We start from the raw sequence: 22634 nt of genomic DNA, 5'->3' as shown, positions 1-22634 counted from the left end.
CCCAAGATCAATAGACCGTTGCCTGATTCAAGGAACAGTGTCGGCTTCAACGCGGGATCTGTGATTTGATCCTTGCCGGCGAATCCGATGACAAGATTATTCGCGCAGCCGGGTTGACCCGCGCTGCGCTTTTCGTGCGTGCCAAATCAGAGCCCGCAGGAAACTTGCTTGGAGGGGGAGAACTTTTGCGAAAAGCCCGAGTCTATGTTTGCAAGTCTGGTTGTTTAGTTATGCAAGCCTCCTCCGAGCTTATCGAGGAGTGTTCATGCTAACCCAGGAAGAGGATCAGCAGCTGGTCGAACGCGTTCAGCGCGGCGACAAGCGAGCTTTCGATCTGCTAGTGCTGAAATACCAGCACAAAATTCTCGGGTTGATCGTGCGTTTCGTGCACGACACCCATGAAGCCCAGGATGTGGCGCAGGAAGCCTTTATCAAGGCCTACCGTGCACTTGGAAATTTTCGCGGAGACAGCGCGTTTTATACGTGGCTTTACCGCATCGCCATCAACACGGCGAAAAACTATCTGGTTTCACGCGGCCGTCGGCCGCCGGATAGCGATGTCAGTTCTGAGGATGCAGAGTTCTACGATGGCGATCATGGCCTGAAGGATCTCGAGTCGCCAGAGCGTGCATTGCTGCGGGATGAGATCGAAGGCACCGTCCATCGAACCATTCAGCAACTGCCAGAAGATTTGCGTACGGCTTTAACTTTACGTGAATTCGATGGTCTGAGTTACGAGGACATTGCAGCCGTCATGCAATGTCCGGTGGGTACCGTGCGCTCCCGGATTTTCCGCGCTCGGGAAGCCATCGATAAAGCCCTGCAGCCGTTGTTGCAGGAAAACTGAGGCAGCGGCGACAGCCAAGAGAGGAACGCCATGAGTCGTGAAGCCCTGCAGGAATCGCTGTCCGCAGTGATGGATAACGAAGCGGACGAATTGGAATTGCGTCGGGTATTGAATGCCTTTGACGATGTTGAAACCCGTGATACCTGGGCTCGTTATCAGATCGCTCGGGCAGTTATGCACAAGGATTTGCTGCTTCCACGTCTGGATATCGCTGCGGCAGTCTCTGCTGCGCTGGCTGACGAAGCTGTACCTGCAAAAGCCTCCCGTGGTCCATGGCGCAGCCTGGGTCGTCTGGCGGTCGCTGCTTCGGTAACCCTCGCCGTACTGGCCGGTGTTCGTCTGTATAACCAGGACGAGATCGCTGGGGTCGAACTGGCTCAACAATCCAGTCAGCCAGGTCTGGCCGTTCCTCAGGTCAAGGGTCCAGCTGTATTAGCAGGCTACAATGAGAGTTCGGAAGCCACTGGCCCTATGGCCAACGGCGTATTGCAAGGTCAGCCAGGCTGGCACGATCAGCGTCTGCCAGGCTACTTGCGCCAACATGCTCAACAGGCTGCACTGAAAGGTACTGAGAGCGCTCTGCCTTACGCTCGTGCAGCAAGTCTGGAAAACCGTTAAGGAGGATCATGCGCGCCATCCCTCTACTTACGCTTCTGCTCTGTGGCTGGTTTGTTGTTCCAGCCCATGCCGATGAAGCCCAGGACTGGTTGATCCGTCTGGGCCAAGCCGAGCAACAGCAAAGCTTTCACGGTACATTCGTCTACGAGCGTAACGGTAGTTTCTCTACCCACAAGATCTGGCACCGCGTCCAGGATGGCAAGGTCCGCGAGCGTTTACTCCAGCTCGACGGCTCGGCACAGGAAGTCGTGCGCATTGATGGGCGTACTCAATGCGTCAGCGGCATTCTGATAGCAGGGCTTGGAGATTCCTCCAGCTCCGCTGCTCGTGCACTCGATCCACAAAAGCTAAAGAATTGGTACGACCTTGCCGTCATTGGCAAGTCGCGTGTGGCTGGGCGTGCGGCAGTAATCGTTTCACTGACACCTCGCGATCAACACCGCTACGGTTTTGAATTGCATCTGGATAAAGAAACCGGCCTGCCTCTCAAATCATTGCTTCTGAATGAACGAGGGCAGTTGCTGGAGCGATTCCAGTTCACGCAACTGGATACCGCCGATGTTCCGTCCGACAGCGACTTGCAGCCTGGCGCCGATTGCAAAACTGTTGCCCTCGACAGTGACAAGGCTTCTGCAATCAAGGCAGCGCAAGTATGGCGTTCGGACTGGTTACCGCCTGGTTTCGAGCTGACCAGCAGTACCTCCCGCAAGGATCCAGAGACCAAAACCCAAGTCAACAGTCTGATGTATGACGATGGTCTGGCCCGTTTCTCGGTTTTCCTTGAACCGTTGAATGGCGCAACAATTACTGACACTCGCACCCAGTTGGGGCCGACCGTTGCAGTTTCCCGACGCTTGACTACCCCGCAAGGCGAGATGATGGTGACCGTGGTCGGTGAGATTCCGATTGGCACCGCTGAACGGATTGCGCTATCCATGCGCAGCGACGCCACTGCAACCAAGTAGTGAGCTGAAATCGAAATGTTTGGTGAGCATTTCAACTTGCAAATATCCCCGATTTTTTCTATAGGTCAGAGCCTCTCGGCTCTGGCCTTGTTTGTTGTTCCCGGAACAAAAATACCGGCGTATCGTTCCCGGTGTTCCTTGCTCCATATCGCTTAACCATGCTCGTCGTAACGGGAGCCGTATGTCGATACCACGCTTGAAATCTTATCTCTCCATTTTTGCCACCGTGCTGGTTCTCGGTCAGGCGGTCACCGCTCAAGCGGTCGAATTGCCAGACTTCACGCAGCTGGTCGAGCAGGCTTCGCCTGCGGTGGTGAACATCAGTACCACGCAGAAACTGCCGGACCGCAAAGTCTCGAGCGAGCAGATGCCTGACCTTGAAGGCTTGCCGCCGATGCTGCGCGAGTTCTTCGAGCGTGGCATGCCACAGCCGCGTACGCCTCGCGGTGATCGTCAGCGTGAAGCCCAATCCCTGGGTTCGGGTTTCATCATCTCGTCTGATGGCTACATCCTGACCAACAACCATGTGATTGCCGATGCCGACGAAATTCTCGTCCGCCTCGCTGATCGCAGCGAGTTGAAAGCCAAGCTGGTTGGCACCGATCCACGTTCCGACGTAGCGCTGTTGAAAATCGAAGGCAAGGATCTGCCGGTCCTGAAACTTGGCAAATCCCAGGATCTGAAAGCCGGCCAGTGGGTCGTGGCGATTGGCTCGCCATTCGGTTTCGACCATACCGTGACCCAAGGTATCGTCAGCGCCATTGGTCGCAGCCTGCCGAACGAAAACTATGTGCCGTTCATCCAGACCGACGTGCCGATCAATCCGGGTAACTCCGGTGGTCCGCTGTTCAACCTGGCCGGTGAAGTGGTTGGCATCAACTCGCAGATCTACACCCGTTCCGGCGGCTTCATGGGCGTGTCGTTCGCGATCCCTATCGATGTCGCGATGGACGTTTCCAATCAGCTCAAAAGCGGTGGCAAAGTCAGCCGTGGCTGGTTGGGTGTGGTGATTCAGGAAGTAAACAAGGACCTGGCCGAGTCGTTCGGTCTGGATAAACCAGCCGGCGCGCTGGTGGCTCAGATCCAGGATGACGGCCCGGCTGCCAAGGGTGGCCTGCAAGTAGGGGACGTGATCCTGAGCATGAACGGCCAACCGATCGTCATGTCCGCCGATCTGCCGCACCTGGTGGGCGCGCTAAAGGCTGGCTCGAAAGCTGATCTGGAAGTGATTCGTGAAGGTAAGCGCAAGAATGTCGAGTTGACTGTCGGCGCTATCCCGGAAGAAGGCAAAGAGCTGGATGCGCTGCCGAAATCCAGCACCGAGCGCAGCAGCAACCGGCTGGGTGTTTCCGTGGTCGAGCTGACGGATGAACAGAAGAAAACCTACGACCTCAAAGGCGGCGTCGTGATCAAGGAAGTGCAGGACGGTCCTGCTTCTCTGATTGGCCTGCAGCCAGGCGATGTGATCACTCACCTGAATAATCAGGCAATCGGTTCCACCAATGAGTTCACGGATATCGCCAAGGCGCTGCCGAAGAACCGCTCGGTGTCGATGCGGGTTCTGCGTCAAGGTCGCGCCAGCTTCATCACCTTCAAACTGGCTGAATAAACCGGTTGTTGGCTGAATAAAAAAACCGCCTCGAAAGAGGCGGTTTTTTTGTGTCTGCTGAAAAGAGTCAGCCCATCATGTCCTTGATCATGCGCTCCTGTTCCATCAGCTCACGTTGCCGTGCGTCGATTCGCGATGACAGCGGGAAGTTGGTGCCTGCCTTACGCTTGGCGAAGTCCAGTTGCTGAATGGCCTGACGGTAATCCCCGACCAGGGCGAAATACTCGGCGCGGGCCTGATGCAGGCCGATAATGTTGCCTGACAGGCCGCGAGTCTCGGCCACCATGTACCAGACGTCCGGATCGTCAGGACGGCTCTTGAGCAGATTCTCCAGTGCTTTTTCCGCGTCGGGCGCACGGTTCTGCTTGAGCAGCAGGTCAACACGCACCGAATTCAGCGGATAGTTGCCGGGATACTGCGTCAACATCCGGTCAACCCGGGACTGGGCGTCCGGCAGACGATTGTTGGTGATGTCCAGATCGACCTGCGCCAGGTTGTAGATGATCTCGTTCGGCGACTTGGCCAGAAGCAGCTTGAGGTTTTCCCGTGCTTCATTCAGCTGGCCGCCCTTGATCTGGGCGATGGCCAGTCCATAGCGAGCGACATCATTTTTCGGGTTTTCATCAAGCTGGGCGCGAAAGCGTTTGGCGCCCAGGCCTGGGGTTTCTTCGTAGATCAACTGGACCCGTGCACGAATCAGCTGATAACGCATCGTGTCTTCGATGCCGCCGGATTTTGCCTGTTCGGCGCGGTTGCGCGTGTCAGCGATCCGCGACTCGGTCACCGGGTGAGTCAGCAGAAATTCCGGTGGCTTGGCGTCAAAGCGGTATTGGCGCGCCAATCGCTCGAACATGGTCGGCATCGAGCGCGGATCGTAACCGGCCTTTTCCAGATTGAGGATGCCAATGCGGTCAGCTTCCTGCTCGTTCTGGCGAGAGAAACGCCGCTGTTCCTGAATGGCCGCCGCCTGCGTGCCCGCAATGGCCGCGATCCCGGCATCGCCGGCGCCAGCTGCGGCAATCACGATCCCGGCCAGCAGCGCGGCCATCATCGGCACCTGCATGCGCTGTTGAGCTTCGACGCCACGGGCGAAGTGGCGCTGCGACAAGTGAGCCAATTCGTGAGCGAGTACGGAGGCGTATTCGCCTTCGGTCTGGGCATTGAGGAACAAACCGCCGTTGACCCCGACAATGCCGCCCGGTGCGGCGAAGGCGTTGAGTTGCGGGCTGTTGATCAGGATGAATTCCAGGCGCCGGTCATTGACCTGGCTGGTCTCTACCAGCCTGTAGACGCTGGATTCGACGTAGTCCTTGAGCTGTGGATCGTTGAGCTGCGAAACCTGGCTGCGCAACAGCGCCAGCCAGGCACGGCCCAACTGATGTTCCTGTTGCGGCGAGACGATGGCAGAACTGGCGTCGCCGAGTGACGGCAGGTCGTCGGCGAAGCCCGGTGAGGCGAGCAGGCAAGCGAGCGTCAGCAGGGTAGGGCGCAAAAAAGTCATGCACAAAGCCTTAGTCGACAAAGACCTTACTGTAGCCGGACACTACGCTTGGGACCAGATATTCTAGCCGCTCGACCACCTGCCCCCGGAGTGATGCAATGACCGACGCTGTAGCCCATGACGCCGAACTCGACGCCAGCGGCCTGAATTGCCCCTTGCCGTTGCTCAAGGCCAAGATGGAACTCAATCGACTGGCCAGCGGCGCGGTGCTCAAGGTGATCGCTACCGATGCGGGCTCACAACGCGATTTTCGCACCTTTGCCCGATTGGCCGGTCATACGCTGCTTCGTGAAGAAGATGAAGCGGGCGTTTACCGCTATTGGTTAAAAAAAGCCTGAAACCTGCTGCGTTCATTTCTAAGGATTATTGATGTTCAAAGTGTTACGCGACTGGATTCAGCGCTACTTCTCCGATGAAGAGGCCGTTGTCCTGGCGGTCCTGCTGTTTCTGGCATTTACCGCCGTACTCACCCTGGGCGGCATGCTCGCACCGGTGCTGGCCGGGATGGTGCTGGCGTATCTGATGCAAGGGTTGGTCGTCACTCTCGAACGCCTGCGCATGCCGGGCGGGGTGGCGGTGGGGCTGGTCTTCGCCTTGTTCATGGGGCTATTGCTGGTGTTCATCGTGGTTGTGGTGCCGTTGCTCTGGCATCAGTTGATTACGCTGTTCAACGAGTTACCCGGCATGCTCGCCAAATGGCAGTCGCTGTTATTGCTGCTGCCCGAGCGCTACCCGCATCTGGTATCCGACGAGCAGGTGCTGCAGGCCATCGAAGTGGCGCGGGGCGAGATTGGCAAGTTCGGTCAGTGGGCGCTGACGTTTTCGCTGTCGAGTCTGCCGCTGCTGGTGAACATCATGATCTACCTGGTGCTGGTGCCGATCCTGGTGTTTTTCTTTCTCAAGGACCGGAAGATGATTGGTCACTGGGTGCGTGGTTACCTGCCCCGTGAGCGGGCGCTGATCACCCGCGTCGCTCACGAGATGAACCGGCAGATCGCCAACTACATTCGCGGCAAGGTCATCGAGATTTTCATTTGCGGTGGTGTGACCTACATCGGTTTCGTTGTTCTGGGCCTCAACTACGCGGCGCTGCTGGCATTGCTGGTGGGTGTGTCGGTGGTGGTGCCTTACGTCGGCGCAGTGGTGGTGACCGTGCCGGTCATGCTGATTGCGCTGTTCCAGTGGGGCTGGAGCGATCAGTTCATCTATTTGATGGCGGTCTACGGGATCATCCAGACGCTGGATGGCAACGTGTTGGTGCCGCTGCTGTTCTCGGAAGCGGTCAATCTGCATCCGGTGGCGATCATCTGCGCGGTGTTGTTGTTTGGCGGGCTGTGGGGGTTTTGGGGCGTGTTCTTTGCGATTCCGCTAGCAACCCTGTTCAAGGCCGTACTGGACGCATGGCCGCGCAAAGAGCCGGTGGTGGCGCCGCTGTTGTGAAGCGTCTGTGGGAGCTTGGCTCCCACAGACGTCAACGATCAGGCCTTGTTCAGCGCCTGAGCCGCAGCCAATACCGCATCCACATGGCCCGGCACCTTCACGCCGCGCCATTCCTGACGCAGCACACCGTCCTTGTCGATCAGGAACGTGCTGCGATCAACGCCCATATATTCTTTGCCATAGAGCTTTTTCAGCTTGATCACGTCGAACTGCTGGCAGAGCGCTTCTTCCTTGTCGCTGATCAGCTCGAAAGTGAACGCCTGCTTGGCCTTGAAGTTTTCGTGGGATTTGAGGCTGTCGCGGGACACGCCGAAGACTTCAGTGTCGGCGGCTTTAAAAGCATCAAGCTGATCACGAAAGCCCTGACCCTGGGTGGTGCAACCCGGTGTGCTGTCCTTCGGATAGAAGTAAATCACCACCTGCTTGCCTTTGAGGCTCGCGAGGTTGACGGTCTGCCCGCTGGTGGCGGGTGCTTCGAAGTCGGCAACCGGTTGGTCGATGGCAACGGCCATGAAAGCTTCCTTACATTGGGTTTTGTGGGCGCCACGGTTCGATCAGGGCATCCAGGTTCAGCGCGTCGGCGAAATCCAGGAACTGATCGCGCAGCCAGCTGATCTGCACACCGGCCGGCAAGGTCACGGTAAACGTGGCATTGAGCATGGTGCCGCCGGTTTGCGGGGCCTGATAGGTGTCGCAGGTCAGGTTTTCCAGTTCGACGTTGTGGTCCATGAAGAACTGACACAGCTCGTTAATGATGTCCGAGCGGTAAGCCGAGCTGACATAAGCGACGTATGGCAGGGCTTGAGGACGATTCTCCAGCGCCGCGCTGCGCACCACATTGACTGTAAAGGCGTGCTTCTTGGCGAGGCTCGACAGGCTGCCTTCGAGGCGCGCAAGGGCATCCCAGCTGCCGGAGATCTCGAGGATCAACGCGCTGCACTCGCCATGACGCGTCAGGCGAGAGGTGACCACGGCGCAGCGGTTTTCATGGCTGGCGCGGCACAGGACGTTAGTCAGCTCCATGGGGTTGGCGCCGAGGGCACTGATGACAAGGAATTGTTCGCGAACTGTGGGGGTGGACATGCAGCATTCCTAAAGCGATGAGCGGTCGATACTTCTACGGGCTTTTTTTACCGGGAGCGAGCCTGCGGATGCGAATTCAAAAAACCCGAGCCGCAAGGTTGCAACGTGCTCCAGAGTGGCAAGAGCGAGGGGTGGCAACGCTGGATCGGGGCTTGTGATGCCGAAAATGGAGGCTGGAACCCGGCGTACGAGCTTATCAGTACCGATCAAAGTCTGAAGGGTAGCGAAAAGCAGCGCCAAGGGGAATGGCAGCAGCGCAGTACTTCGCTTGTACAAGCATCTTGGCGCCAGTACCATTACCGCTCTCTTTTTCCGGCAGGAGCGGTTGCATGATTGCGGGCAGTATGGTGGCACTGGTCACACCCATGGATGCACAAGGTCGTCTCGACTGGGACAGCCTGAGCAAACTGGTGGACTTTCACCTGCAAAACGGCACCCACGCCATCGTGGCGGTCGGCACCACAGGTGAATCGGCCACCCTTGACGTGAACGAGCACATCGAAGTGATTCGTTACGTGGTGAAGCAGGTTGCAGGGCGCATTCCGGTGATCGCCGGTACCGGCGCCAACTCGACGCGCGAAGCCATCGAACTGACCACCAATGCGAAGACCGCCGGCGCCGATGCTTGCCTGCTGGTCACGCCGTACTACAACAAGCCGACCCAGGAAGGCTTGTACCAGCACTTCAAGGCCATCGCCGAAGCCGTCGACATCCCGCAGATCCTTTACAACGTGCCGGGCCGTACGGCCTGCGACATGCTGACCGAAACCGTGATCCGACTGTCGACCGTGAAAAATATCATCGGGATCAAGGAAGCCACCGGCGACCTGACCCGTGCCAAAGCCATCATCGACGGCGTCAGCAAAGACTTCGTGGTGCTGTCCGGTGACGACGCCACCGCAGTCGAACTGATCCTGCTCGGCGGCAAAGGCAACATCTCGGTCACCGCCAACGTCGCCCCGCGCGACATGAGCGACCTGTGCAACGCTGCTCTGAAAGGCGACGCCGTGACGGCCCGCGCGATTCACGAAAAGCTGATGCCGCTCAATAAAACCCTGTTTATCGAATCCAACCCTATCCCCGTGAAATGGGCACTGCATGAAATGGGCTTGATGCCGGACGGTATCCGTCTGCCGCTCACCTGGCTCAGTGCTGCCTGTCACGAACCGCTGCGGCAGGCCATGCGCCAGTCCGGCGTCCTGGTTTAATTGAGGAAGTACTACGCATGAAGCGATTGGCCGGACTTTCCGCACTTGCCTTGATCATCTCCAGCACCAGTGGCTGCGGATGGGTCTGGGGCCCGGAAGGTTATTTCCGTGACCGCGGTAGCGATTACCTGGAAGCGCAACAGACTGCACCCATGCAATTGCCGTCGGATGTCAGCACCGCCAAACGTCTGGATCCGCTGTTGCCGATCCCGCGCAACGTGGCCGATGACACCGTCAAGGGCGAGTACATCGTTCCTCGCCCGCAGCCGTTGTCGGCAGGGGCCGACGCCAGCGCCTACTCCCTGCAAAAGACCGGTGATTCGCGTTGGATCGTCGCTCAGAACCCGCCGGCCGAAGTCTGGCCAGTGGCAGTGCAGTTCTTCCAGGATAACGGTTTCCGTCTGGACGAACAGCGTCCGCAAACCGGTGAATTCACCACCACCTGGCAGCATTCCGACGAACTGTCCGCCGCGATGGCCAAGCGTCTGAGCGCAGCCGGTGTCGGCGCTGACAGCGAAACCCGCGTGCGGGTCCGCATCGAGCCAGGCGTGCAGCGCAACACCAGTGAAGTCTACGTGGTCAGCGCCGAGCGCCCTGCCGGTAGCACCTCCGACGTGGCCTTCACCACCCGTTCGGTCAACACTGGCCTGGACGCGGCACTGGTCGACGACATGCTCGCGAGCATGAGCCGCACCTCGGAGAAGGGCGGTTCGGTCTCCATGCTGGCTTCGCGTGACTCCGATACACCAAGTCGTATCAGCCTGAGCGAAGACGGCAGCGGTAACCCGGTCCTGAACGTCGGCACCGACCTGGATCGTGCCTGGTCGAGCGTCGGTCGTGCGTTGGAACAGGGCGAATGGCGCGTTGAAGACATCAACCGCAGCCTGGGTCTGTACTACATCAACCTGGCCGAAAAAGCCGAGAAGAAGGACGAGAAGCCAGGTTTCTTCAGTGGTCTGTTCGGCAGCAAGCCGGACAAGGAAGAAGTTGAAGCCCGTGCCGAGCGTTATCAGGTTCGCCTGAGCAAGGTTGGCGACAACGTCCAGGTCACCGTCGAGAAAAACATCAACACCGTGGCGCCAGCAGACGTGGCGCGCAAAGTGTTGAGCGTGATTCAGGACAACCTGGGCTGATCACATGCGTTTTGCCGTTCTCGGCAGCGGTAGCCAAGGGAACGGCACGCTGATAGCCAGCGCTGACACGTATGTGCTGGTGGATTGTGGTTTCTCCCTGCGGGAAACCGAAAAACGCCTGCTGCGCCTGGGTGTGAGCCCTGCGCAGCTGAGCGCGATACTCGTGACCCACGAACATGCCGACCACGTGCATGGCGTGGGTTTACTGTCTCGGCGCTACAATCTGCCTGTCTACCTCAGTCGCGGCACCCTGCGCGGGATGCGCAAACCAATTGAACCGGCTGGCCTTCTGGCCGGCGGCGAGCAACTGCAGATCGGCGCACTGAGCATCGGCGTCATTGCCGTGGCTCATGATGCACAGGAGCCGACGCAATACGTCTTCAGTGACGGTGAGCGGCGTTTCGGCCTGTTGACCGACCTGGGCTCGTATTGCAACAAGGTGCTGGACGGCTATCGAGATCTCGATGCGTTGATGATCGAGTCCAATCATTGCCGTGACATGCTGGCTCGCGGTCACTACCCGTACTTTCTCAAGCAACGGGTAGGCGGTGAACTGGGGCATTTGAACAACCATCAGGCGGCATTCCTGGTGTCCGAGTTGGGCTGGCAAGGCCTGCAACACCTGGTCCTGGCCCATCTGAGCAGCAAGAACAACCTGCCGCAGCTGGCCCGGCAATGTTTTGTCGACACCCTCGGGTGCGACCCGGACTGGCTGCAACTGGCCGATCAAGATTCAGGGCTCGACTGGCGACACATCGCCTAGCCCACCTACTTAGCAAGCGGAGCCCATCATGGAAAAACGTGAAGAACTCTACCGCGGCAAAGCCAAATCGGTTTTCAAGACCGACGACGCTGACCGCTTGATCCTGCTGTTTCGCAACGACACTTCGGCGTTCGACGGCAAGCGCATCGAGCAGCTCGACCGCAAAGGCATGGTGAACAACAAGTTCAACGCCTTCATCATGCAGAAACTCGAAGCAGCCGGCGTGCCGACCCAATTCGACAAACTGCTGGGCGACAATGAATGCCTGGTGAAAAAGCTCGACATGATCCCGGTCGAGTGCGTCGTGCGTAACTACGCCGCCGGCAGCCTGGTCAAGCGCCTGGGCGTTGAAGAGGGCATGAAGCTCAACCCTTACACCTTCGAACTGTTCCTGAAGGACGACGCCAAGGGTGACCCGTTCATCAACGAATCCCACGTCGTGGCTTTCGGTTGGGGCACTGCCGAGCAACTGGTTCGCATGAAAGAACTGTCGCTCAAGGTCAACGAAGTACTGAGCAAACTGTTCGACGACGCCGGTCTGCTGCTGGTCGACTTCAAACTGGAATTCGGCGTGTTCTCCGACGGCTCCATCGTCCTGGGCGACGAATTCAGCCCGGACGGCTGCCGTCTGTGGGACAAGGCCACCGGCAAGAAAATGGACAAGGACCGCTTCCGTCAGGGCCTCGGTGACGTCATCGAAGCCTACGAAGAAGTCGCCAATCGTCTGGGCGTACCGCTTTAATCGACGCAAGCATCTGATAGCACGGAAAAATTTCGCTTAGGGGGTTCGCTTCCGGCAAAAGTGTTGTTATGATGCGCGCCGTTGGAGAGATGCCAGAGTGGCCGAATGGGACGGATTCGAAATCCGTTGTACCTTCACCGGTACCTAGGGTTCGAATCCCTATCTCTCCGCCATTATTGAATAAGACTAAGCCCCTGAAATTGTTAAAGATTTCAGGGGCTTTTTCGTTTCTGGCGTTTCGTTTCAGGGCAAATTGGCCGCCTGTTTTCCCGGCGAACGGTACGACTTTCTCGCGAAACACAGGCGGTAGCGCTCTTTGCTATCGAACCTGAGCTCTCGCCCGGATCACCCACAATCCCAGCAAAGTCAGAACAGCAAAACCCCCACCCATCAAGAAAGTGCCTTGGAAGCCTACCGTGTCCCACAACGCCCCAGCGATGACGCTGGCCAGCAGCAAGGTCAACCCAGTCAACAGATTGAACATGCCAAATGCCGTCCCGCGCAGTTCAGCCGGCGCGTAATCGGCGATCAGGGCGGCGAATATCCCTTGGGTAAACCCCATGTGCAGCCCCCATAGAACGACGCCGACGACCAGGCCATCGATACCCGGCGCGAACGCCAGAGTCAGGTCGGCAGCAATCAGCAATATCAGACCTGCGCCGAGTACCGCCACGCGGCTGACACGATCAGACAAGGCCCCGGCGGGATAGGCTGACAGTGAGTACGCCACCCCCATCAGGACAAGCACCGCTGGCGCCCACATCGGCGCCAACCCGACGGCCTGACCGCGCAGAATCAGAAAGGCTTCGCTGAAACGCGCCAGGGAGAACACCGCAGCGACACCCACCACCCACCAGTAGCCAGCGCCCAGTCGAGCCAATTCCCGTCGGCTCAAAGGCGCACGCACCCGGCGCGTCCCTTCCACTTGTTTGGGCTCATGAACGAACACCAGCAGCACCGCGACGGCAAGGAAGGCCGGGATGACGGCCACCCAGAACACCGTCTGGAAGTGGTTCGCGGTCAGCCACATCAATCCGATCGCCAGCAACGGTCCCAGGAATGCACCAACGGTATCCAGAGTTTGCCGCAGGCCGAAAGCTGCCCCCCGTATCGCGGGCGGCGTGATGTCGGCCACCAACGCATCGCGCGGGGCGCCGCGAATCCCTTTGCCAATGCGGTCGATAAAGCGAGCCCCGGTCAGCCAGTCCAGCGAGCCCGCCAAAGGAAAGATCGGTTTGGACAGCGCCCCCAGCCCGTAGCCCAGCGCTGCGAGCAGTTTGCGTTTGCCCAATCGATCACTGAGTGCCCCGGAGAATACCTTGGTGATCGAGGCCGTAGCCTCGGCTATGCCTTCGATGAGACCCACGGCCAGAACGGAGGTACCCAGTACGGTGACCATATAGAGCGGCAACAATGCATGGATCATCTCTGAGGAGATGTCCATCAGCATGGAGACGAAGCCCAGCGCCCAGATGCCGCCAGGCATGCTGCGCCAGACGTTGCCGGTTGACGCCTTCTTGATTGGCGCAGTAATCGAAGTGTCACCTGACTTGTCAGTGGTTTTCATCATGAGCCTCGAAAGCCTGTTTGGCATAGGCAGCTAATAGCGCCTCGCACCCCTGCAGCCGCGTTGCCGCTACCGCCGCCAAGATACGCTGTATCGATGAGTGATTTCGATCAAACAGATTGCGCAATCTGCTGAAAAGAGTCGCCTTCTGCCAGCGATCCCACATCAGCTTTTTCTGGCTTCCGGTGTAACCCTGGTCATTAGCTATCATGCAATACAGAGCAAATCACCGGATGACGGGGGAATGCATGAACAGATGGCGACGAATTTGGGTGTTTGTGAAGCTGATGGCAGCATTTGCGGCATGCCTGACCGTTGCTGTTCAGGCGTTTAGCTACATGTTGGAAAGCCCCGATGCAGTGCAAATTCACCCTTTGAGCATTTTGGTTGCTGGACTGATCTTCGGCTTCATCACCTATGGAATCCTTTCACTGATTGAAAGGGTTGTGCGGGGTTTACTGCCCCATCCTGACCCGGCTCAACCTCAAACAGAACTTGAGGAAGATGCCGTGTTGATGGAAGAACAGCCTTTGGCCCTGTTAGCTGACGATTCAACTCAGCAGAAAAAACAGTGAACAGTCTGTAAGGCGGCTCGAATCAGAGTTTTTGCGTCGGACCAGACAGCATCGCAGCGTAAGAAAAATATGCCTCTTCTAGGGAAAAGTTACTCAGCGCAGTCACCCAATTTACCGCCCCCCGAATCTGTTGGTCGTCCCGCCAATCAAGGCTGTATCTGCGAAACATCCCCTGACACTGAAAGACCCTGCTGCAAAAAATCCTCATCTACTCTCGTTTCGCAGGTCACTGATCTGCCGTCATCAGCAATCGCAAGGAGCGAGCAATGTATTTTGAGATTTACAGGCAAACCCGTGGCATCGCACAGACCGGCAAAGGTCAATGGCGGTGGCGTTTGAGGGCGGGAAACCATGAAACGATTGCCAGCGGGGAGGCTTACGTCAACAAGTCTGATTGTGTGCATGCCATCAGTTTGATCAAAGGGACCCACGATCAGACGCCGGTCAAGGAAATCTAGGCTTCAGGTGGTGAAGCTGCTCAGTCAGAGCAGCTTCGTTTTAATCGGGTGGCTTTCCTTATGGTTGTGAATGGCCCAGTTTCCGTTTGATCAGGTCGTAGACATCCTTGTGGGTGGAGTTGTGCAGGGATTTATCCTTGCAGGCCGACCTGAGGAACGTTTTAACCTCTTCTTTGGCGTGAGGGTAAAGGCCGGCGACGTAGTCGGCTTCATGGTCCTGGGTGCAGTTGAAGTGTTTGTCGTCTTTTGCTTTATCTCTAGCCATTGGTCGGCTCCTTTGAGTTCAATTGGTTTTCGATGGCCTGGGCCGTTTTGCCCCAAACGTTGCTGAGCTTAGAGGCGCAAGCGAGTCCCGCCATACGAACAACGAAATCAGGAACGGGATGTAGGATTGGTCAGGTGTCTGCATTTGCGTTAAACGTAATGTGCTTGAGTCGCCTAGACGCCGATTGCGACACCTACCTAGACGGTCATCAGTTTTGGGAGCGGGGTCAGTGGATGAATCGTAACGAACTACGCAAGGCCGACATCAACCTGATGGTGGTGTTTGAAACGTTGATGCTCGAACGCAACGTCACCCGGGTGGCGGAGAAATTGTTTCTCGGCCAGCCGACCATCAGTTCGGCGCTCAATCGCTTGCGCACGATGTTCAACGACCCGCTGTTCATACGTGTCGGGCATCGTATGGAGCCAACGGCGCGGGCCGAGGAGATCATTCTGCACCTGTCGCCGGCGCTGGATTCGTTGTCGGTGGCGTTGAGCCTGACCCATGATTTCGACCCCGCCAGCAGCACCATGACCTTTCGTATCGGGCTGTCGGACGATGTCGAGTTTGGCCTGCTGCCGCCGTTGCTGCGAGCCTTGCGCCAGGAAGCCCCGAAGGTGGTGTTCGTGGTGCAGCATGTCGATTACTGGCGGATTCCGGATTTGCTGGCGTCCGGCGATATCACCGTTGGTATCAGCCAGACTCGCGGGCTGCCGGCCAACGCCAAGCGCAAGTTATTGCGACACATCCTGGCCAACATTTTGCGCGCCGACGCATCGGACACACCGCTGACGCTCGATGAGTATTGCGCGCGACCGCACGTGCTGGTTTCCCACACCGCCAACGTCAGCGGTTACGCCGATGAGTGGCTGGCGGAGATTGGTCGTACGCGCCACGTCGTCCTTTCCGTGCCGCAATACAGCTCGTTGCCGGCCTTGCTCGCCGGGACTGATCTGATCGCCAGTCTGCCGGATTACGCCGCCGAAGCGATGGCCGCGTCCGGCCAGCTGTTCAAGGAGCCGTTCCCGTTCAAGACGCCGACCCTGGATCTGTCCATGGTCTGGCTCAGTCATGTCGATTCCGACCCCGCCGAGCGCTGGTTGAGGTCAAGGCTGGAGGCGTTCATGAGTGAACGCGCGGAGTTACCGCTGCCCGAGTGAGGACAGTGCTGTGTTATATGTACGACCTTTTCTGCCCACTTTCAGGAGCTCAGTCATGCCTCACCTGCACATGGAATACACCGCCAACCTGCCCGAGCTCAATGCCGACGTGGCGTTGATCCGGCTCAACAATGCGTTGGTGGCTTCCGGTCAGTTTGCTGCCGAATACGACATCAAGAGCCGAGCGGTGAAGGTTGAGACGTTCAAGGTTGGCACGGCGTTAGGTGAACGGGCCTTCGTGCATGTGAAACTGGCACTGTTGAGCGGTCGCTCACCGCAGATCAAGAAGCAGCTATCCGAAAGTTTGCTGGCCGTGGTGCAGGATCTGTGTGAATGGCCAGCGGATATTGAAGTCCAGCTGGCCGTGGAAATCCTCGACATTGATCGAGAGTCCTACACCAAGGTCGCCATCAGCCACTGAGTTTCAGGCCATTTTCTGCTCGGCGCAGGCCTTGACCACTTGCTCACGCAACCAGGTGTTGGCGCTGTCCTGATCGACATTCTGGCTCCACTGCATGTCGAGGCTGAAACCCGGCAAGCCGTTGGGCGCTTCGCAATGATTGAAGATCGCCTCGTTGGCCAGCAATTGCTGGATACGCCGAGGCAGAGTCAGGATGAAGTCGGTGCCGGTGATCATCTTCAGTGCCGCGCTGTAGCTGTTGGAACGCGCGACGATCTGCCGTTTTTGCGCCTGCTGCGCCAGCCAGCCGTCGACCATGTTGGTGGTGGATGTCCAGGGTGTCGGGAACACGTGCCGGCGTTCAACAAAGGCTTGCAGGCTTAAACGCGGCTCCGGCGGTGTGGCACGTTTATCGAAGACACAGACCAGGTCGTCCTCCAGCAGCATCCGGGATTTGAAGTCGCCGTGACTGCGATGAAAGTTCGGGCCGAAGCAAATCACCAGGTCGAGGCTGCCGTCGCGCAGTTCTTCGGCCGGAATGTCGGTTTCGAACTTGTGCATGTTGACCATCACCGGCAGGTCAGCGAAATCGAAGCTTTTCAATAGACGTGGCAGGATCAACTGCTCGAAGTATTCCGGTGCACAGATATTGAAGGTGACTGGTTGCAGGGTGGGGTCGAATGCTGGCGCACCGGCGTGACACAGGTTGATGCTTTCCAGGATCTTCAGCACGTGGGCGTACATGGTGCTGGCTTTGTAGGTAGGGCGCATGCCCGCGCGGGTATTGATGAACAGTTCGTCTTCGAAACTGGTGCGCAGCTTTTTCAGGCAGTAACTCACGGTGGACTGGCTGACGCAGAGCGCCTCGGATACACCGCTGACGCTGCTTTGCTCATACACGGCGATAAATACCATGAGGTCCTGCATATCGAGCTTTCTAAGCAAGTTACTGTTCAACATCCGTTTCGTCTCGCTGTGCTCCTTGCGCTGACTGTGCGCAAACTTGTGCGAGCGATCCTAACGGAACGATGGTGCCAGGAGAATGCCTTGTAGGAGTTTTCATGGAAAGTTGTGGGGCAGTTCCAGAGGACTTCAGCCCTGAACGGCTGCAGGTACCCCGCGGCGGCTGGACATCAGCAGTGCCCACATACCGACTCCCACCAGCAGCGCGCCGATGATTTCCAGCGGCAGTGGCGACTGACGTAACCAGAACCAGTGAAACAATGTGAGGAACAGCGTGCTCAGGTAAATGTAGGAAATGACCGAGGAAGGGGCGATAACGCCGATGGCCCGATGCAGCAGCCAGAAGGTCGCCAGCGTGGCGAACACCGCCAGGTAAATCAGCCACCAGAAATCGCTCACGGTCAGCAATGACGCCGATCGCCAGCCGCCGCTGAACCCACAGAATGCCAGCAGAAACAGCGCGCCGAACAGCATGTTCCAGAAAGTCATGCCCACCGGGCCGCGCCCCTTTAGGCTGCTGGCCTTGAGCCGTTGACTCAGGGGCGAGTAGAGCGCCATCGCCAGGCAACCGATGCCATACACCGACACTGCATACAGCGAAGGCAGCTCACCAGGGCCTGCGCCTTTCAAAACCAGCAACACGGCCCCGGCAGCGGCAATCAGCATCGGCAGCACCCGCTGTTTCAGGTTGCTGTCGGGCATCAAAACGGCTTCGAACAGCAATGTCAGCAGTGGCACCAAGGTGAACATCGTTCCGGTATTGACGGCCGAGGTGTAGCGCAGTGCCTCGAACAGCGAGCCGAAATACACTGCCAGCAGTAAGCCGAGCACTGCATGGCCGAACAGTCCGCGGGCGGTCATGGCGGTATCGCCCTTGATCAGCAGCAGCGGCAAAAACACCAGGGCGCAGAACAGCAGGCGCAAACCGGTCAGCAGGATCGGGTCGATGGCCTGGCTGACCTGTGCTGCCGCAGAAAACGATGCAGCGATCAACAGTGCCCAGAGCAGCATGCCGACGTGAGCGGCGGCGAAACCGGTGTGTTTCATGATGTGGGTTCCTGGGTCAGTGAATGTGTTGGGCGTAATGCCGCGGATCGAAGCGCAAGACCATCAGAATCATCAGTGCCATAACGCCGGTCAGTGACCACCAGGCCCATTCGAAGCTGCCGAGCTGATCGCGGATCATCCCGGCAATCAGCGGCGAGAGACCGGCGATCAGGTAGCCGATGCCTTGCACGAACGCGGTCAGGCCGCCGGCACGCTGGGGAGTGTCCAGATGATCCAGGGACACGATGAGACTCATCGGGAACAGTCCGCCGATGCCGAGCCCCAATAGACAGGGCCACAACAGACTCAGGTACTGCGGGCTGAGAATAAGCCCGCAGAAACCGGCCATGGTCAGCGCCAGCAACACCACCAGCACCACGCGCCGGTCACGGCTGCGGTTGGCGATGGCCGGTGTCAGCAGGCCGGACAACACTTCCATGGCGGTCAGGAAACCCAGCAGCAACCCGGCGTTTTGTTCGCTCCAACCCTTTTCCACGTAGTACGGCGCCAGCCAGGCCAGCACACAGGTGTAGGACGCCGTGCCCAGGCCGAAGAAGATTGCGAGCAGCCAGGCGCGGGAATTGCCGAAGAAGGAGCCATTGCGCTGCGCCTGGGTAGGCTGCGCCGAGATCCTTTCACGTTGCACGCACCAAAACAGCAACGCTACCAGCGCCAGCGCCGCCCAGATCGCCAGGCCTACGCGCCAGCTGCCAGTGCGGATCATCACCAGCGGCGCAAACGACGCCGCAATCGCTGCGCCACCCATGATCGACGTGACGTAGAGCCCCATGCACACGGAAACGTTATCGCTAAAGCGAGATTTGATCAGCGCCGGCATCAATGCCTGGATCAGCGCGATACCGATACCCGCCAGCACGGCGCTGAGGATCAGTTCGGCCGCCGAATCGAGGAATAACCGCGACACCGTGGCCACGCCGATGATCAGCAGCGAGAGCACCACGGTGCGTTGTTCGCCGATTCGTTGGCTGACGCCCAGCCCAAAGAACATCGCCAGCCCCATTGCCATCACTGGCAGCATGGTCAACAGCGAGGCCAGGCTGAAACTCAGTGCAATGTCGCCGCGAATCGCCGACAGCAAAGGACCAACGGCGGCCATGGAAGGCCGCAGGTTCAGGGCGACAAGAATGATGCTGAACATTAGCCAGAGGGCGGGGCGGGAGGTTGCGCGAACGTTTTCCATCTATCGGACCTTGAATGACAAGGAGCCGATTAGGCGCGCGAGGCCTGCGGGCCGCAAATCAGAAAGTCTGGAGCAGTATTTAGAAATTAAATAGTTCTGCTGCGACGCGAGACCCAGTGTGAATGTTTAGCCAACCCGCAACCAAGGTTCTTCAAATCCTGATTTAACGACTTATCTACCCGTGTGACGCTGCGGCTCATCTGTTTCCTTTGGTTTTTTCTATGGACGGTTGTCCCGTCGCACTTCCCTCCGAATTAGCCTTTTGGGCGCTGTGGCACTGCCGTCACGCGCGCCCACCGGATTCCCGCATTTCCCGTTGATTGTTCTTACAGGTCCCGCGCTATGCGTCGGGATCAAAACGGCGGCGCCTGTGCGTTTGCCTGACGCGGAAATAAGAGAATTCCCATGAGTGTTGCCACGACATCTTTCGCCTCCAAGCAAGAAGCCCTGACCTTTCTGGAACAGAACCCGGATATCGAGATGTTCGAGTTGTTCATCCTCGATAACAACGGTGTACCGCGGGGCAAGTTGTTGCATCGCGATGAACTGCTGGCGGTGTACGAAAGCGGGCGGCCATTGCCGAGCACCATTCTTGGCCTGACCATCAACGGCGATGACGTGGAAAACTCCGGCCTGGTCTGGGACGTTGGGGATATCGACTGCCGGGCGTACCCGATCAGCGGCAGTTTGACGCGCATGCCGTGGCGGCTGATGCCTACGGCGGCGGTGCAGGTCAGCATGCACCCGAAGGAGGGCATGCCCGCGACGATTGCCGATCCACGGCATCTGCTGGCGAAAGTCATCGAAGGTTTGCAGGCCGACGGTTATTACCCGGTGATGGCGGCGGAGCTGGAGTTCTACCTGCTGGATCAGCAGCGCGACAGCAATGGTCGGCCGCAACCGGCGCGGGATGTCGATGGCGGGCGGCCGCGAGGGACTCAGGTCTACGGGTTGCGTGAACTGGAACAGATCGAGCCGTTTCTGGCCGATCTCTATAGCGCCTGCAAACTCCAGGGCATTCCGGCGCGCACGGCGATTTCCGAATACGCGCCGGGGCAAGTGGAAATCACCCTCGAACACCGCACCGACGCGTTGCAGGCGATGGACGAAGCGGTGCGCTACAAACGACTGGTCAAGGGCGTGGCGCACAAGCACGGGATGACGGCCTGCTTCATGGCCAAACCGTTCGATGACCTGGCGGGCACTGGCATGCACATGCACGTCAGCCTGGCGGACAAGGAGGGCAACAACCTGTTCGCCAGCGAAGCCCCGGAAGGTACGCCGTTGCTCAAACAGGCGGTCGGCGGGATGCTCAGTACGTTGCTCGATTCATTGCTGCTGTTTTGTCCGAACGCTAACTCTTACCGTCGCTTTCAGACCAACAGCTATGCGCCGCTGGCACCCACGTGGGGCGTGGACAATCGCACCGTGAGTTTGCGCGTGCCCGGCGGGCCGGCGTTTTCCCGGCATATCGAACACCGCATCTGTGGTGCCGACGCCAACCCATATCTGGCGGCCGCGGCGATTCTGGCCGGGATCCATCGCGGTATACGTGAACAACTCGATCCTGGCGCGCCGGTGGAGGGCAATGGGTACGCCCAGGCCACGGAACTGTTGCCGACTGACTGGCTGACCACGTTGCGAGCGCTGGAAGGTTCAAGCTGGGCACGGGAATCGTTCGGCGGTGAGTTCCTCGGCGTGTACCTGGCGGTTAAACGTGCCGAGTATCGACAGTTCATGGGCGAAGTGGGCGAGCAGGACTGGCGTTGGTATTTGAATCAAGCCTGAACAGAACCTGAACCATTCTCAAATAAGTTAAAAGTTTTGGCCTAGTGCCATGAGCCAACTAATCGTTGGCTTCTTTTTCACAAAAAATTGATGATTGGCTGCCTAAAGTTAGTGCTGTCGCGGTAAATGAAATTTTCACATTTACCGAAGGCACTTCTTTTCAGGAACAGCCGATCATCATGTTGAAGATTAAAGCCGTGCGCCCCGAGTGGGTGACACTGATTGCCAGCGCCTTTCTCTTAACGGGCTTCAATCTTGTTCTCTGGCAACACCTGTTTGAAATCACGGCATCTGACGGTAAGGGCATCGTCATGCGCGTGGCATTCGGGATGATGATCCTGGCCGCCTTCAATATTGTGCTGACCCTGCTGGCGTTCCGGCCTGTGCTCAAACCGGTCTTGATCCTGATCTTCATGGTCAGTGCCGGCGTGGCGTACTTCATGAGTCAATATGGCGTGCTGATTGACACCGGCATGTTGCGTAACTTTGCGCAAACGAATGCGACGGAAGTGCGTGACTTGCTGTCGTTGAAGTTGCTTGTTTATATCCTTCTGCTGGGTGTCTTGCCGTCGTTGTTGTTGTGGAGGATTCCGGTTAGTTACCGTCGCTGGCACCGTGAGCTATTAAGTAAAGTTCTCGTGAGTGTCGCGTCGGTTGCCGTGATCGGAGGCGTTGCACTGGTTAACTATCAAGGCTTGTCTTCATTGTTTCGCAATCACCATGAATTGCGCCTGATGGTGGTGCCGAGCAACTACATTGGCGCCTCGGCCGGCTATCTGCGTGAGCAGGTCGCGTCTGCGCGGCAACCCTTCGTCACGCTGGGTGAAGATGCCCAGCGAAATCCCGCCTGGCAAACCCATGGCCGCAAATCCCTGACCGTGCTGGTGGTGGGCGAAAGTGCCCGGGCCGAGAACTTCGGCATCCTGGGGTATAACCGCGACACCACCCCCAAACTGGATAAAGAGGCTGGCCTGATCGCGTTCACCGACGTGCATTCCTGCGGGACGGAAACAGCGGTGTCGGTGCCGTGCATGTTCTCCGACATGGGCCGCAAGAACTATAACGCCAGCAAGGCAAAAAACCAGGAAGGCCTGCTGGATGTGCTCAAGCGCGCGGGGCTCGACGTGATCTGGCGCGATAACCAATCGGGCTGCAAAGGCACTTGCGATCGGGTCACCCTCGACGACGTCAGTAACCTGAAAGACCCGGTACTGTGCGCCAATAGCGAATGCCGCGATGAAATCCTGCTGCAGGGTTTGCAGCACTTCATCGATACCCTGGATAAAGACACGGTACTGGTG

24 protein-coding genes and 1 tRNA gene are annotated in these 22634 nt (G+C 58.2%); 17 read left to right on the top strand and 8 right to left on the bottom strand.

Annotated features, from left to right (window positions below):
- The first annotated feature begins 265 nt into the window (after positions 1-265).
- The 4 genes from rpoE (at position 266) to WLY71_RS11550 (ending at position 4039) form a co-directional block, all read left to right on the top strand.
- A complete protein-coding gene (gene rpoE, locus WLY71_RS11565; RefSeq protein WP_007944079.1) occupies positions 266-847 on the top strand; it encodes an RNA polymerase sigma factor RpoE/AlgU in 582 nt (193 codons plus the stop codon).
- A 30-nt stretch (positions 848-877) separates the two neighbouring features.
- Entirely contained in the window at positions 878-1465 is a 588-nt protein-coding gene (locus WLY71_RS11560) for a sigma-E factor negative regulatory protein (RefSeq protein WP_033054066.1), read from the top strand.
- An 8-nt stretch (positions 1466-1473) separates the two neighbouring features.
- Positions 1474-2430: a MucB/RseB C-terminal domain-containing protein gene (locus WLY71_RS11555; protein WP_347803642.1), complete on the top strand. Its 957-nt coding sequence runs from the start codon at positions 1474-1476 to the stop codon at positions 2428-2430.
- 181 nt (positions 2431-2611) lie between these two features.
- Complete coding sequence (locus WLY71_RS11550) at positions 2612-4039, top strand: DegQ family serine endoprotease (protein ID WP_347803641.1); 1428 nt, start codon at positions 2612-2614, stop codon at positions 4037-4039.
- Positions 4040-4106: 67 nt separating this feature from the next.
- On the opposite strand, the gene WLY71_RS11545 is transcribed toward WLY71_RS11550, so the two are convergent.
- Positions 4107-5540: a M48 family metalloprotease gene (locus WLY71_RS11545; RefSeq protein ID WP_347803640.1), complete on the bottom strand. Its 1434-nt coding sequence runs from the start codon at positions 5538-5540 to the stop codon at positions 4107-4109.
- Positions 5541-5638: 98 nt separating this feature from the next.
- Here WLY71_RS11545 and WLY71_RS11540 point away from each other — a divergent pair, with 98 nt between their 5' ends.
- Together WLY71_RS11540 and WLY71_RS11535 are read left to right on the top strand one after the other, a co-directional pair.
- On the top strand, positions 5639-5878 hold the full coding sequence (locus tag WLY71_RS11540) for a sulfurtransferase TusA family protein (protein WP_007930235.1): 240 nt from the start codon (positions 5639-5641) through the stop codon (positions 5876-5878).
- Positions 5879-5909: 31 nt separating this feature from the next.
- On the top strand, positions 5910-6980 hold the full coding sequence (locus WLY71_RS11535; RefSeq protein ID WP_347803639.1) for an AI-2E family transporter: 1071 nt from the start codon (positions 5910-5912) through the stop codon (positions 6978-6980).
- Positions 6981-7018: 38 nt separating this feature from the next.
- Here the strand turns inward: WLY71_RS11535 and WLY71_RS11530 are convergent, their stop codons facing one another.
- Complete coding sequence (locus tag WLY71_RS11530) at positions 7019-7492, bottom strand: peroxiredoxin (protein ID WP_347803638.1); 474 nt, start codon at positions 7490-7492, stop codon at positions 7019-7021.
- A gap of 10 nt (positions 7493-7502) precedes the next feature.
- Entirely contained in the window at positions 7503-8063 is a 561-nt protein-coding gene (locus WLY71_RS11525; RefSeq protein ID WP_046055714.1) for a glycine cleavage system transcriptional repressor, read from the bottom strand.
- 329 nt (positions 8064-8392) lie between these two features.
- On the opposite strand from WLY71_RS11525, the gene dapA reads away from it, so the two are divergent.
- The 5 genes from dapA to WLY71_RS11500 all read left to right on the top strand — a co-directional run bounded on the left by dapA (position 8393) and on the right by WLY71_RS11500 (position 12082).
- Complete coding sequence (gene dapA, locus WLY71_RS11520) at positions 8393-9271, top strand: 4-hydroxy-tetrahydrodipicolinate synthase (protein ID WP_131060374.1); 879 nt, start codon at positions 8393-8395, stop codon at positions 9269-9271.
- Positions 9272-9288: 17 nt separating this feature from the next.
- Complete coding sequence (bamC, locus tag WLY71_RS11515) at positions 9289-10404, top strand: NlpB/DapX family lipoprotein (protein WP_347803637.1); 1116 nt, start codon at positions 9289-9291, stop codon at positions 10402-10404.
- Positions 10405-10408: 4 nt separating this feature from the next.
- Complete coding sequence (locus WLY71_RS11510) at positions 10409-11167, top strand: MBL fold metallo-hydrolase (RefSeq protein WP_282377197.1); 759 nt, start codon at positions 10409-10411, stop codon at positions 11165-11167.
- A gap of 28 nt (positions 11168-11195) precedes the next feature.
- Entirely contained in the window at positions 11196-11909 is a 714-nt protein-coding gene (gene purC, locus WLY71_RS11505; RefSeq protein WP_008034929.1) for a phosphoribosylaminoimidazolesuccinocarboxamide synthase, read from the top strand.
- A gap of 83 nt (positions 11910-11992) precedes the next feature.
- A tRNA-Ser gene (locus WLY71_RS11500) sits at positions 11993-12082 on the top strand.
- Positions 12083-12228: 146 nt separating this feature from the next.
- Here the strand turns inward: WLY71_RS11500 and WLY71_RS11495 are convergent.
- Positions 12229-13476: an MFS transporter gene (locus WLY71_RS11495; protein ID WP_425589920.1), complete on the bottom strand. Its 1248-nt coding sequence runs from the start codon at positions 13474-13476 to the stop codon at positions 12229-12231.
- 248 nt (positions 13477-13724) lie between these two features.
- Here WLY71_RS11495 and WLY71_RS11490 point away from each other — a divergent pair, with 248 nt between their 5' ends.
- Together WLY71_RS11490 and WLY71_RS11485 are read left to right on the top strand one after the other, a co-directional pair.
- On the top strand, positions 13725-14051 hold the full coding sequence (locus WLY71_RS11490) for a hypothetical protein (RefSeq protein WP_347803636.1): 327 nt from the start codon (positions 13725-13727) through the stop codon (positions 14049-14051).
- Positions 14052-14317: 266 nt separating this feature from the next.
- On the top strand, positions 14318-14509 hold the full coding sequence (locus WLY71_RS11485) for a YegP family protein (protein ID WP_008074435.1): 192 nt from the start codon (positions 14318-14320) through the stop codon (positions 14507-14509).
- Positions 14510-14567: 58 nt separating this feature from the next.
- On the opposite strand, the gene WLY71_RS11480 is transcribed toward WLY71_RS11485, so the two are convergent.
- Complete coding sequence (locus WLY71_RS11480; protein ID WP_347803635.1) at positions 14568-14774, bottom strand: hypothetical protein; 207 nt, start codon at positions 14772-14774, stop codon at positions 14568-14570.
- Positions 14775-15007: 233 nt separating this feature from the next.
- On the opposite strand from WLY71_RS11480, the gene WLY71_RS11475 reads away from it, so the two are divergent.
- Positions 15008-15934, top strand: coding sequence for a LysR substrate-binding domain-containing protein (locus WLY71_RS11475; RefSeq protein ID WP_347803634.1), 927 nt, complete (start codon positions 15008-15010; stop codon positions 15932-15934).
- A gap of 55 nt (positions 15935-15989) precedes the next feature.
- Positions 15990-16355: a 5-carboxymethyl-2-hydroxymuconate Delta-isomerase gene (locus WLY71_RS11470; protein ID WP_347803633.1), complete on the top strand. Its 366-nt coding sequence runs from the start codon at positions 15990-15992 to the stop codon at positions 16353-16355.
- 3 nt (positions 16356-16358) lie between these two features.
- On the opposite strand, the gene WLY71_RS11465 is transcribed toward WLY71_RS11470, so the two are convergent.
- The 3 genes from WLY71_RS11465 to WLY71_RS11455 form a co-directional block, all read right to left on the bottom strand.
- Complete coding sequence (locus WLY71_RS11465; RefSeq protein ID WP_347803632.1) at positions 16359-17294, bottom strand: LysR family transcriptional regulator; 936 nt, start codon at positions 17292-17294, stop codon at positions 16359-16361.
- 132 nt (positions 17295-17426) lie between these two features.
- On the bottom strand, positions 17427-18344 hold the full coding sequence (locus tag WLY71_RS11460) for a DMT family transporter (RefSeq protein ID WP_347803631.1): 918 nt from the start codon (positions 18342-18344) through the stop codon (positions 17427-17429).
- Positions 18345-18360: 16 nt separating this feature from the next.
- The gene (locus tag WLY71_RS11455) at positions 18361-19545 is read right to left on the bottom strand and encodes a cyanate transporter (protein ID WP_347803630.1); all 1185 of its coding nucleotides are present in this window, start codon (positions 19543-19545) and stop codon (positions 18361-18363) included.
- Positions 19546-19950: 405 nt separating this feature from the next.
- On the opposite strand from WLY71_RS11455, the gene WLY71_RS11450 reads away from it, so the two are divergent.
- Positions 19951-21333 (top strand): glutamine synthetase family protein, encoded by a 1383-nt coding sequence (locus tag WLY71_RS11450; protein ID WP_347803629.1) that lies wholly within the window; start codon positions 19951-19953, stop codon positions 21331-21333.
- 179 nt (positions 21334-21512) lie between these two features.
- Positions 21513-22634: phosphoethanolamine transferase (locus WLY71_RS11445; protein WP_347803628.1), on the top strand; the 1122-nt coding region annotated here is incomplete at its 3' end.

The organism is Pseudomonas rossensis (assembly GCF_039888995.1).
GTDB lineage: Bacteria > Pseudomonadota > Gammaproteobacteria > Pseudomonadales > Pseudomonadaceae > Aquipseudomonas > Aquipseudomonas rossensis.
Note: the sequence above shows the minus strand (reverse complement) of the source record. Positions and strands in the feature narration are given on the sequence as shown.

Excerpts from the sequence above, each read along its gene's own strand:
- rpoE (WP_007944079.1), top strand. The coding sequence starts at position 266 with ATGCTAACCCAGGAAGAGGATCAGCAGCTGGTCGAACGCGTTCAGCGC.
- WLY71_RS11485 (WP_008074435.1), top strand. The coding sequence starts at position 14,318 with ATGTATTTTGAGATTTACAGGCAAACCCGTGGCATCGCACAGACCGGC.
- WLY71_RS11525 (WP_046055714.1), bottom strand. The coding sequence starts at position 8,063 with ATGTCCACCCCCACAGTTCGCGAACAATTCCTTGTCATCAGTGCCCTC.
- WLY71_RS11535 (WP_347803639.1), top strand. The coding sequence starts at position 5,910 with ATGTTCAAAGTGTTACGCGACTGGATTCAGCGCTACTTCTCCGATGAA.
- WLY71_RS11550 (WP_347803641.1), top strand. The coding sequence starts at position 2,612 with ATGTCGATACCACGCTTGAAATCTTATCTCTCCATTTTTGCCACCGTG.
- WLY71_RS11470 (WP_347803633.1), top strand. The coding sequence starts at position 15,990 with ATGCCTCACCTGCACATGGAATACACCGCCAACCTGCCCGAGCTCAAT.
- WLY71_RS11555 (WP_347803642.1), top strand. The coding sequence starts at position 1,474 with ATGCGCGCCATCCCTCTACTTACGCTTCTGCTCTGTGGCTGGTTTGTT.
- WLY71_RS11495 (WP_425589920.1), bottom strand. The coding sequence starts at position 13,476 with ATGAAAACCACTGACAAGTCAGGTGACACTTCGATTACTGCGCCAATC.
- WLY71_RS11545 (WP_347803640.1), bottom strand. The coding sequence starts at position 5,540 with ATGACTTTTTTGCGCCCTACCCTGCTGACGCTCGCTTGCCTGCTCGCC.
- WLY71_RS11455 (WP_347803630.1), bottom strand. The coding sequence starts at position 19,545 with ATGGAAAACGTTCGCGCAACCTCCCGCCCCGCCCTCTGGCTAATGTTC.
- WLY71_RS11510 (WP_282377197.1), top strand. The coding sequence starts at position 10,409 with ATGCGTTTTGCCGTTCTCGGCAGCGGTAGCCAAGGGAACGGCACGCTG.
- WLY71_RS11540 (WP_007930235.1), top strand. The coding sequence starts at position 5,639 with ATGACCGACGCTGTAGCCCATGACGCCGAACTCGACGCCAGCGGCCTG.
- WLY71_RS11490 (WP_347803636.1), top strand. The coding sequence starts at position 13,725 with ATGAACAGATGGCGACGAATTTGGGTGTTTGTGAAGCTGATGGCAGCA.
- WLY71_RS11530 (WP_347803638.1), bottom strand. The coding sequence starts at position 7,492 with ATGGCCGTTGCCATCGACCAACCGGTTGCCGACTTCGAAGCACCCGCC.
- bamC (WP_347803637.1), top strand. The coding sequence starts at position 9,289 with ATGAAGCGATTGGCCGGACTTTCCGCACTTGCCTTGATCATCTCCAGC.
- dapA (WP_131060374.1), top strand. The coding sequence starts at position 8,393 with ATGATTGCGGGCAGTATGGTGGCACTGGTCACACCCATGGATGCACAA.
- WLY71_RS11475 (WP_347803634.1), top strand. The coding sequence starts at position 15,008 with ATGAATCGTAACGAACTACGCAAGGCCGACATCAACCTGATGGTGGTG.
- WLY71_RS11560 (WP_033054066.1), top strand. The coding sequence starts at position 878 with ATGAGTCGTGAAGCCCTGCAGGAATCGCTGTCCGCAGTGATGGATAAC.
- WLY71_RS11480 (WP_347803635.1), bottom strand. The coding sequence starts at position 14,774 with ATGGCTAGAGATAAAGCAAAAGACGACAAACACTTCAACTGCACCCAG.
- WLY71_RS11465 (WP_347803632.1), bottom strand. The coding sequence starts at position 17,294 with ATGTTGAACAGTAACTTGCTTAGAAAGCTCGATATGCAGGACCTCATG.
- WLY71_RS11450 (WP_347803629.1), top strand. The coding sequence starts at position 19,951 with ATGAGTGTTGCCACGACATCTTTCGCCTCCAAGCAAGAAGCCCTGACC.
- WLY71_RS11460 (WP_347803631.1), bottom strand. The coding sequence starts at position 18,344 with ATGAAACACACCGGTTTCGCCGCCGCTCACGTCGGCATGCTGCTCTGG.
- purC (WP_008034929.1), top strand. The coding sequence starts at position 11,196 with ATGGAAAAACGTGAAGAACTCTACCGCGGCAAAGCCAAATCGGTTTTC.